Below are 8,677 nucleotides of genomic sequence, written 5' to 3'. Positions count from 1 at the left end.
CGCCAAGGAAAAAAAGAACTCACCGAATTAGAACTGGATATAACAGGAATCAGACAACCTGGAGGCGGTCGAAAAAAAAGACCTCTACCCCTGAATACAGTGGAATAGATCAAGACTTTTTAGATATTCTTCAACAGCATACAGCAGGCAATCCAATGAATTCATCTATTAGGTGGACTTATCTAAAGCCGCGTGAAATCGTCAGTGAATTATTAAAAAAGGGTTATTCTGTCAGTCGTAATATCGTTCGATATTTACTATACTGAAGTTTCCCAATTATTGAGTAGCTGAAATACACAATGCTGGTGTATCGAGGTTTATTTTAGGTGGTTTTGCCATGTTTATAGCAAACCCCTACTTAATTCCCCTTAGGCAATAGCATTTGAAACGAATGAAAAGACTATTTTTTTCATATAGTTGTAGCATAGTTTCAATTTTACCATAAATAATTATTGGGAAACTTCAGATGTAGAGTTGAAATGGGTAAAGTGATTTCTCATGCGATTGCATTCGTGCGGGCTCTTAACCGAAGGGGGTAATGGCTTAAGCGAATGCCATTGGGGGGGTAATTGAGGTGGAAGCAAATATCGATGACCAGAACTGGACAATTATTCAGTCGCCCTTTATGCAGGGAAATGCTCGAACTACAGCATTTAATCAAAGCATTGTTATAGGTAATGGTAAGTTATCCTATGCACAAACAACTATGGTTGATATTTATGAGAATATGTTTGAACATACTGATGAGAATGAATTGATCCTATCGGATTGAGGCACCTGGAAATAAATAAATGTCCAAGTGTGGACAAAAAGACCAGCAAGGATGGATGTGTGTTTCTAGGTGCCTGAGTATAAATAGTCTCTAAAGCCACGTCCTACAATTAATAAAGTCTACGTTTTTTTAACATCAGATACACACAATAAGTCGCAATAGCAGCAAACAAGTGCTTAGCTGTATGCCCGCTAATTGCTCCAGAACTAAGTTCAAAGATGGGCTTATCGTTTAATTCTAAAATTTTGGCAAGAGCGTAAAATACTAAACCATAAAGAAGGTAATGGCTAAGTGTGTATGGGCTTTTATAAAGAAATAGAATAAGTGGGATGGCTGCTAAAGTACCCAATTGAATAAAGGCGTAAAAACGTAAATCTCCAGTGTAATGCCAGTAGATAACGCTGGAAGCACCTAATAACAGGCTGGCTGGTAACAAATACTCTTCCAGCTGGGCGGAAATATTATCGACAATTAAAGCCATAAATAAACTCATAAAACAAAGCGTCATCGGTAGTCGGTCCCAGACCAGAGTTTGATTATTTGGCTTCCAGTGATAATAGCTAGAACCTGCTGCGACTAGAATCAGACCGATAAAAAAACTCGCCAGGATAGTGAAATTTCTTTATTGATTCTTAAACAATGAAACAGTCCGGCTAAGCCAATGAGTGCAAAGGGCAGGTTGCTAATTACATCAGCAAAATTGGGGATAAAAAGCCAGGGTCTAGTATCCGCAAGAAGGTGATAGCTGGATTTTTGCAAAATGGGATCAGTGATGAGTAGCACACTGAAAATCAGGATAATAAAGAACAGGAAAAAACGTATAAACCATTTGTGTCTGGAGTGGGACGTTAATGCTTTAAAAAATTTGAGAGTCATTGGATAAGTACCCAAGGTAAATTAACTTAACTAAAATAAGGCATCAATGTAGAGCGGACTAAAGTCCGCTCTACATGCCTATTAACATTACCAAGGTATTTTCTAAAAAGGTCAAATCAATTTTGTCGAGATACTTAGGGAAATAGGCGCATAGCAGGCTACGCAACTGTTTTTCTAGGGCGGCTGTGGAGCCAAAAGACAAGTCAGACTCGGGTATTATTGAATTCTCGCTCTTTAATCAAGTTCGTCAAAAATAAACGTGAATGATGCATTAATGGACCAGGTAGGCCCTAGATCCGGCGTCACCGCGTTATAATGTCCCTCTATACGAGTATCTATAGCATTCTTACCTACGGCAAATATTTTTCCGATACCCACGCCGACTGGAACAGTCCAGCGTTGATCGGACGGAGATTCCCAATTAGCAATAACCTCCATATTTGATTGCAGATACCAGCCATCAGGTAGATTATAATTGATAGTAGGTTTAACGATCATCTGACTAACATGATCCCGTTCTGCACTACCAATAACTGACCAGATTTGTTGTGCTTGTAAACCCAGTGTCCAGTATTTTGGTGTCTGATAAACTAGCATAACAGCTGGCCCTATGCTGAACTTGCCACTACCTAGTTCACGGGATGGTTCATCAGTAGGGAAAACAAATGTAGCTCCTAAGCCCAAGGAAAATTCATCGTTAATTCGTGGTGAAAAATAACTGGTAAAGTATGTATCGGCCAAGCCTGCTGCATAGCCATCACTACCTCCATGACCATCACCAGTATAAGGCTGTGGTAGCCCCCTTATCCCAGTTATATCACCAGGTGTGCCCATGATATTTAAAGTAAGCTCGTTAATAATGTTCCAGCCATCAAACCTGATCGGCATAATAGCTCCAAAACTTCCTATGTGCACATCACCATCTGGTGCACCACCATGAAATTTATATTCAATTGGGAGGCTGAAATTAGGGCTTAATGGGTTTTGTGCAGTTCTTTGCCATTGGGCTAAAGAGGGTGTTAGGCCTTCTGCCTGTGCTGGCAGCACAAATAGGCCTATGCAAAAAAGAAAAAAATTACGCATTGAAAACTAGTTTTTTGTAAAGTGACTGTGGGCTAATTCATTAAAAGAATAATCATCACTCACGGGTTCTATCTGGAAAATACGGTTTGGCATTTTGGTATTAAATTTTCTTTCACGATCATTTTGGTCGCGCTCGCGTAAATTAAATGAATTACAATCTGCTATTAGATGTGAGCCGGAGGGGAGTTCTATTGTGTCTTGTACCCATTTGACTGGAAACAATGGGCTAGTGCCGGCAATGGTATTCAGTGGTTTAAAGTTACGATCAAAGATGCGTGTTTCACCTTTACGCGAGTTTGATAGCATATATCCTTTGGAGTGTGGGCGTATATGATGAGCACCGTTCAAGTCCTCTATAACAATATCTAACTCCAGTGTTGCTCGATCAATACGAGCCACTTTACCCTGATAAAACAGGATAGTAAGAATTTTGCTTGCATCGTAAGGGTCAACAATGGCTGAATTCAGGTGGGTAGTCTGTAATCTGCCCGGATAACATAAGGTACGATGATCAAAGTCACGATCAATAGTGCGTTCGGCGCCACCATACTTGGTTGAATAGCCTTGCTCGGTACCAAACCAGGACCAGATGATTTCACCCTGTAAATCAACCTCTAATATGGCATCGATGCCACTGGACGTGATGAGTAAGCCATTTTTTGTGCGTCGCAAAGAGCGTAATTGCGAAAATAAAGGATGCTTGATTACCAGATCAATTTCACCTTGATCATTTAGTCTGAGAATATGCTCATCTCCAGGTGCGCCATCAACACAACAAGGAAGGCCGGTAAGAAAATACAAGCCTTCGCCAGCTACATATTCCATACCAAATGGTTTGGTTGGATAGATTTCATCTAATAAGCGATACTTTCCCATAGGTTCAAGCTGTTCCAGTAACTGGATTTTTCCACCGGGCGAACCGGTAAACACATCATTAGATTTGTCTTTACCTTTGATGATGCGGTTTAAGCGAAATTTCGCATAATCCCAATTAGTTTGTGGGTAGGAAATTAAAAAACGCATAAATGAATTCTCCGGATATTTATATATCTAAAGTTTTACTTGATTAAATAAGTAAAAGGGCCGGTTAAAGGGTAAAGTGTCGTGTCGGTATATACTTCGCGCGAAGTATTACAATGTAAATGATTGTAAACTCAAATTAACCGATAATTATAACGTATATAGCTCTTGCTAAGTTAAATAAATGCAAGGCTTACAAATAGATTAAGTAACCGAGGTACCTCCTATGTTTCCATCTGGGTTTAAGACGATATTGATTATCGCTAGTATGATTTATAACACTTGTCATGCAGCAGAAATACAATACTACCCGCCTGAAATGGCACAGCAGTTACAGGCCGCTGTGATTGCCAAAGGTGAAAGCTACCATCCCCGCACAGCTAATTTTCTGAAAAACGGCCAGCCGGCCTATGTTAATCAACTGATTCTTCAAGATTCACCATATTTAATACAGCATGCGCATAATCCAGTGCACTGGCACCCATGGGGAGAAGCGGCGTTTGCTAAAGCCAGGCGTGAGAATAAACCTGTTTTTCTATCTATTGGGTATTCTACTTGTCACTGGTGTCATGTGATGGAGGAAGAGAGCTTTGATAACCCGGCAATTGCTGCCCTGATAAATCAATACTTTATTGCAATTAAAGTTGATAGAGAGCGCCGGCCCGATATTGATGCTGTTTATATGCAGGCAGTTACTTTTTTAACTGGAAGAGGAGGCTGGCCTATGTCTAGCTTTCTAACTCCTGAGGGAAAAACCTTTTTAGCGGATAGTTATTTTCCTCCGCAGCCATTTAAAAAATTACTGTTGCGCGTTAATGAAGTCTGGCAACAGCAGCAAGCATTAGTTATAAAACGTGCGGATGAAGTCGCAAGTGCTGTTGCCAAGAGTCAACATAGTCAGCAGCATAGCCAAAGTCTGGATCTGGATTTATTGCAGCAAACCGCCAAGCATTTAGTGACTGTGCAGGACCGAAAGTATGGTGGTTTTGGGCAGAAAATGAAATTCCCCAATGAGCCTTTGCTAATGTATTTGCTTGATGCTTATCGACGCTTTGATAATAAACAAGCCTTGGCAGTAGTGGAAACAAGTTTAGCGGCTATGGCGCAAGGAGGTATTTATGATCAGGTGGGTGGAGGTTTTCATCGTTATGCGACCGATAGGCAGTGGCAGGTGCCGCACTTTGAGAAAATGTTATACAACCAGGCGCAATTATCAGTAGCCTATTTATTAGCTTACCAGTTAACAGCTAAAGCAGAGTATGCACGCATTGCTCAGCAAACAATTGATTATGTTTTGCAGGATATGCGTTCTGCAACAGGCGGATTTTATTCGGCAACAGATGCAGATAGTAACGGAGTAGAGGGCGAGTTTTTTGTCTGGACTCCAGCGCAGATAAAAAATGCGTTAGCACCAAAACTTGCTCAGCGAGCGATCGATTTATACGCGGTAACGACACAAGGTAATTTTGAAGGGCATAATATTTTACATTTGCCCGTTAGCCTGGGAAACTATGCAAAACAGCATGGGATTGCATTACCTTTATTACTGCTTGAAATTGAGCAAATCAGACATGGCTTAAAACAAAAACGGCGAAAACGTATAGCACCATTGCGTGATGATAAGATAGTCACGGCATGGAATGCCATGATGATTGAAAGCCTGGTACTTGCAGCGGAAGTACTGCAACAACCTGATTATCTCTATGCAGCAGAAGAAACAGCCAACTGGTTATGGCAAACTAATAGACAAGAGTCAGGTGAACTTTGGCGTATTCATTGGCAAGGTAGCTCTTCGGTTAGTGGGAACCAGCAGGACTATGCATATTTTGCCAGTGCTTTAATTAAACTTTATGATCAAACTGGCGATCAGCAGTGGCTAGACAAAGCTAAGCAACTGGCTAATATCATGATAAAGCAGTTTTGGGATAACGCGGATGACGGTTTTTTTATGAATAGTGTGGCTGAAACCCAATACATGATGGTGCGTCCTAAAGATATTAAAGATAACGCCTTGCCATCTGCAAATGCCGTTGCAGTGAATGTCTTAGCGCAATTATCTATACGTACAGAAAATTTAGAGTACTCTAACAAAGCAGCTGCCGCTCTTTCTGCCTTTTCTGCAAATATCAAAAAACAGCCAACTAGTTATACCCGGTTACTCTCCGCCGCTGCTCTTTTGAATAATGGGCAGCTTGGTAGTGTTCAATATGCGGCTAAAGGTGCTGTGACTATACGAGGTAAACGCACGGCAGATGATCAATTGTACGTGACTATAAAGATAAAACCAGGCTGGCATATTAATGCGCATAAGCCCCTCCAAGATTATCTTATCCCCACTAAAATAAGCTTGTCTAATAATGAGTTAAGTCGAATTATTTATCCACCCGCAATCCTTAAAAAACTAGGTTTTGGTCAACAAAAACTGGCCTTATATGAGAACCAGTCGACTGTACAAGCGGCACTCTCGGGGTCGCTTAAGGATAAGCCAGTTATTGATATTCAAGTGCAGTTACAAGCCTGTAATGATAAACATTGTCTGGCGCCGGAAATATTAAAACTTCAGGTCCTCAGGTTGATTAGATGACTCTTTTTGCCTTTATCATGCAGAGCCTTAAAGCTTGAATAACTCATGGTGTTGATTAATAAGGCTGTTTTGCACAATAAGCCTTAAACATTATAATTCAACAACTTAATGCGTCACTGGTAGCGGCATTAGGGGCAGGGTTGTTGGTTTTGAAAATAAAACCAAACCTTAGCCAACTTACAGGATCATCAACAACTCCGACCCCTTGTTAACCCTTTGTTACAAAATATTTTTATATTAAAAATTGTGTTATATTTAGCTTTCAAAAATTCACCTCATCAAATATAGCGTTATGAAGCCCCATTCCGTATATAAACAGCACCCTGCTGTTGCAATATTCATTCAAATTTTCACTCTGTTGCTATTATCGGCATGGATGTCCGTAGCACATGCCCGCGCCATGGAAGTGACCATCAGCGCCACTCCTGATCCTGCAGTGGCGGGTGAAGAACTGATTTACACGGTTGCCTATAAGAATATCACGGGCAATGCCTGTCCCAAGGCTAAGCTTCATTTGACACTACCACAGCATGTCGGGTCGGCTTCAGGAACAACTAAATCCTGGGACCTGAGAACCTTGCCAGGTGGCAGGCATGGGTCGAGACAGGTAAGAGTCAAAGTCGACAGCCCCTTAGCCCCGAATACCGAATTGAAAACCACGGCAAGTGTGACATCTACCGGTGCCGTCACATGTGAGACCACAGTAACCGATTCAACCAATGTCAGGCCCGCGCTGCAGGTGATCAAAACTTCCTCGGTCGGCATGGTGGATGTGGGTGACCCACTGACTTATACGCTGCATTATGATAACGCGGGTAAGGGCAATGCAAGCAATGTCATACTGCAAGACACCTTGCCAGGCGATGCCAGCTTTGCATCGGCCACAGGTAACCCCTCTGTATCCGGCAATAACATCACCTGGAACCTGGGTACGGTCATTGCGGGCGCGCAGGGCTCTGTTACTCTGACCGTGGATGTAGACAGGCCGCCAGCCAACGGCGTACTCACTAATACCGGCACCATCGACAGTACGGAAACTGATCCGTCACCATTTAGTCTGGACGTAAACGTGCATAGCGAGCCGGTGTTAACGCTGACCAAAACAGCATCGCAAGACCCGGTAAGCCCTGGTGATCATCTGCTTTATAATCTGCATTATGAAAATACGGGTACAGCCGAAGCAAGCAACCTGGTCTTGCAAGATATGTTGCCCATCGGCGTTACTTTTGATTCAGCCTCCAACGGCGGCTCTCTGAGCGGCAATATTGTAAGCTGGAATCTTGCTGATCTACCGCCGAATCATTCGGGAGACCTGATCCTGGCTGTTATTGTAGACAGCACAGTAGTCAATGGGCATATCCTTGAGAATGCAGCCACCCTGGACAGCGATGAGACTCACCCCATCATTGCTCAAGAAGATATAACAGTTCTGGCCGAACCAGCATTTGAAATAACTAAAACAGCTTCAAAAAAACCTGTTAATCCCGGTGATGAACTGATCTACACCATTAATTATAGAAATATAGGTAGCGGCCAGGGTACGGGTATCATCATTGAAGACAATCTGCCCCCGGGTGTTACTTTCAAATCCGCTTCCAGTAGTGGCAGCGAGTCGGGCGGAAAAGTCACCTGGAATCTGGCGGCATTATCGGCTGGAGCAAGTGGCTCGGTGACTGTCACAGTGACTGTAAATAGTCCATTGGCCAACGGCACGATACTCTTGAATACGGTCAGTATCGTGAGTACTGAGACCGCACCACATAAGGTAACTGATGTTATTGATGTGATCGTACACAGCGAACCAGTGCTAAAACTAAGGAATAAGCACGAAACAACTTCCCGATATTAATTATTCTTGAGCTGAAGTTTCCCAATAATTATTTATGGTAAAATTGAAACTATGCTACAACTATATGAAAAAAATAGTCTTTTCATTCGTTTCAAATGCTATTGCCTAAGGGGAATTAAGTAGGGGTTTGCTATAAACATCATCAGTGTTCCCCTATCTGATTCACCCTCGGAACTAATTTAGCAACAAGCGCATTGATAAAGCTACTCAGCGACTTTCCTGTCATTATTGCGTTTTGAACAGCCCGAATAGTATATGAGCTTATACGTGCGATTCTTTCATTAAAAAATAATGGATTCACAAATCCTCCCCTTTTTTTAGCTGCTTGCTGCCTTTTCTCAAGATCTTCGGTGTACTTTTTATCAGAAGGGTGAATCAACTCTGGATCTTGTATTTTAGAAAGCTCTTCGACCGTGCGTAATAAGTTGTAGCTCATTGCTGTCAGCCGCATCTGGTTCTTGAGTGAGTTATTATCAGAAGACCATGCTTTTGT

8 protein-coding genes are annotated in these 8,677 nt (G+C 42.0%); 4 read left to right on the top strand and 4 right to left on the bottom strand.

All coding sequences use genetic code 11. The features are described from left to right. Window positions 1-26 precede the first annotated feature (26 nt). Entirely contained in the window at window positions 27-266 is a 240-nt protein-coding gene (locus CDZ78_RS24010) for an ISAzo13-like element transposase-related protein (RefSeq protein WP_307190456.1), read from the top strand. Window positions 267-574: 308 nt separating this feature from the next. Continuing rightward, a complete protein-coding gene (locus CDZ78_RS04665) occupies window positions 575-772 on the top strand; it encodes a hypothetical protein (RefSeq protein ID WP_087868935.1) in 198 nt (65 codons plus the stop codon). Window positions 773-881: 109 nt separating this feature from the next. Here CDZ78_RS04665 and CDZ78_RS04660 read toward each other — a convergent pair whose 3' ends face one another. The 3 genes from CDZ78_RS04660 to CDZ78_RS04650 all read right to left on the bottom strand — a co-directional run bounded on the left by CDZ78_RS04660 (window position 882) and on the right by CDZ78_RS04650 (window position 3,754). Then, the gene (locus tag CDZ78_RS04660) at window positions 882-1,265 is read right to left on the bottom strand and encodes a hypothetical protein (protein ID WP_140413883.1); all 384 of its coding nucleotides are present in this window, start codon (window positions 1,263-1,265) and stop codon (window positions 882-884) included. A 617-nt stretch (window positions 1,266-1,882) separates the two neighbouring features. Next, window positions 1,883-2,731, bottom strand: coding sequence for a hypothetical protein (locus CDZ78_RS04655; protein ID WP_087868933.1), 849 nt, complete (start codon window positions 2,729-2,731; stop codon window positions 1,883-1,885). A gap of 6 nt (window positions 2,732-2,737) precedes the next feature. After that, window positions 2,738-3,754: a hypothetical protein gene (locus CDZ78_RS04650; RefSeq protein ID WP_087868932.1), complete on the bottom strand. Its 1,017-nt coding sequence runs from the start codon at window positions 3,752-3,754 to the stop codon at window positions 2,738-2,740. A gap of 223 nt (window positions 3,755-3,977) precedes the next feature. Here CDZ78_RS04650 and CDZ78_RS04645 point away from each other — a divergent pair, with 223 nt between their 5' ends. Both CDZ78_RS04645 and CDZ78_RS04640 read left to right on the top strand, forming a co-directional pair. Next, a complete protein-coding gene (locus CDZ78_RS04645) occupies window positions 3,978-6,335 on the top strand; it encodes a thioredoxin domain-containing protein (protein ID WP_087868931.1) in 2,358 nt (785 codons plus the stop codon). Window positions 6,336-6,735: 400 nt separating this feature from the next. Further along, on the top strand, window positions 6,736-8,184 hold the full coding sequence (locus CDZ78_RS04640) for a COG1361 family protein (RefSeq protein ID WP_167374177.1): 1,449 nt from the start codon (window positions 6,736-6,738) through the stop codon (window positions 8,182-8,184). 142 nt (window positions 8,185-8,326) lie between these two features. Here CDZ78_RS04640 and CDZ78_RS21710 read toward each other — a convergent pair. Next, on the bottom strand, window positions 8,327-8,677 hold a 351-nt coding region (locus tag CDZ78_RS21710), incomplete at its 5' end, for a hypothetical protein (RefSeq protein WP_167374176.1).

The organism is Bathymodiolus platifrons methanotrophic gill symbiont (assembly GCF_002189065.1).
Lineage (GTDB): Bacteria > Pseudomonadota > Gammaproteobacteria > Methylococcales > Methylomonadaceae > Methyloprofundus.
This window is presented reverse-complemented; position numbering and strand designations above follow the sequence as displayed.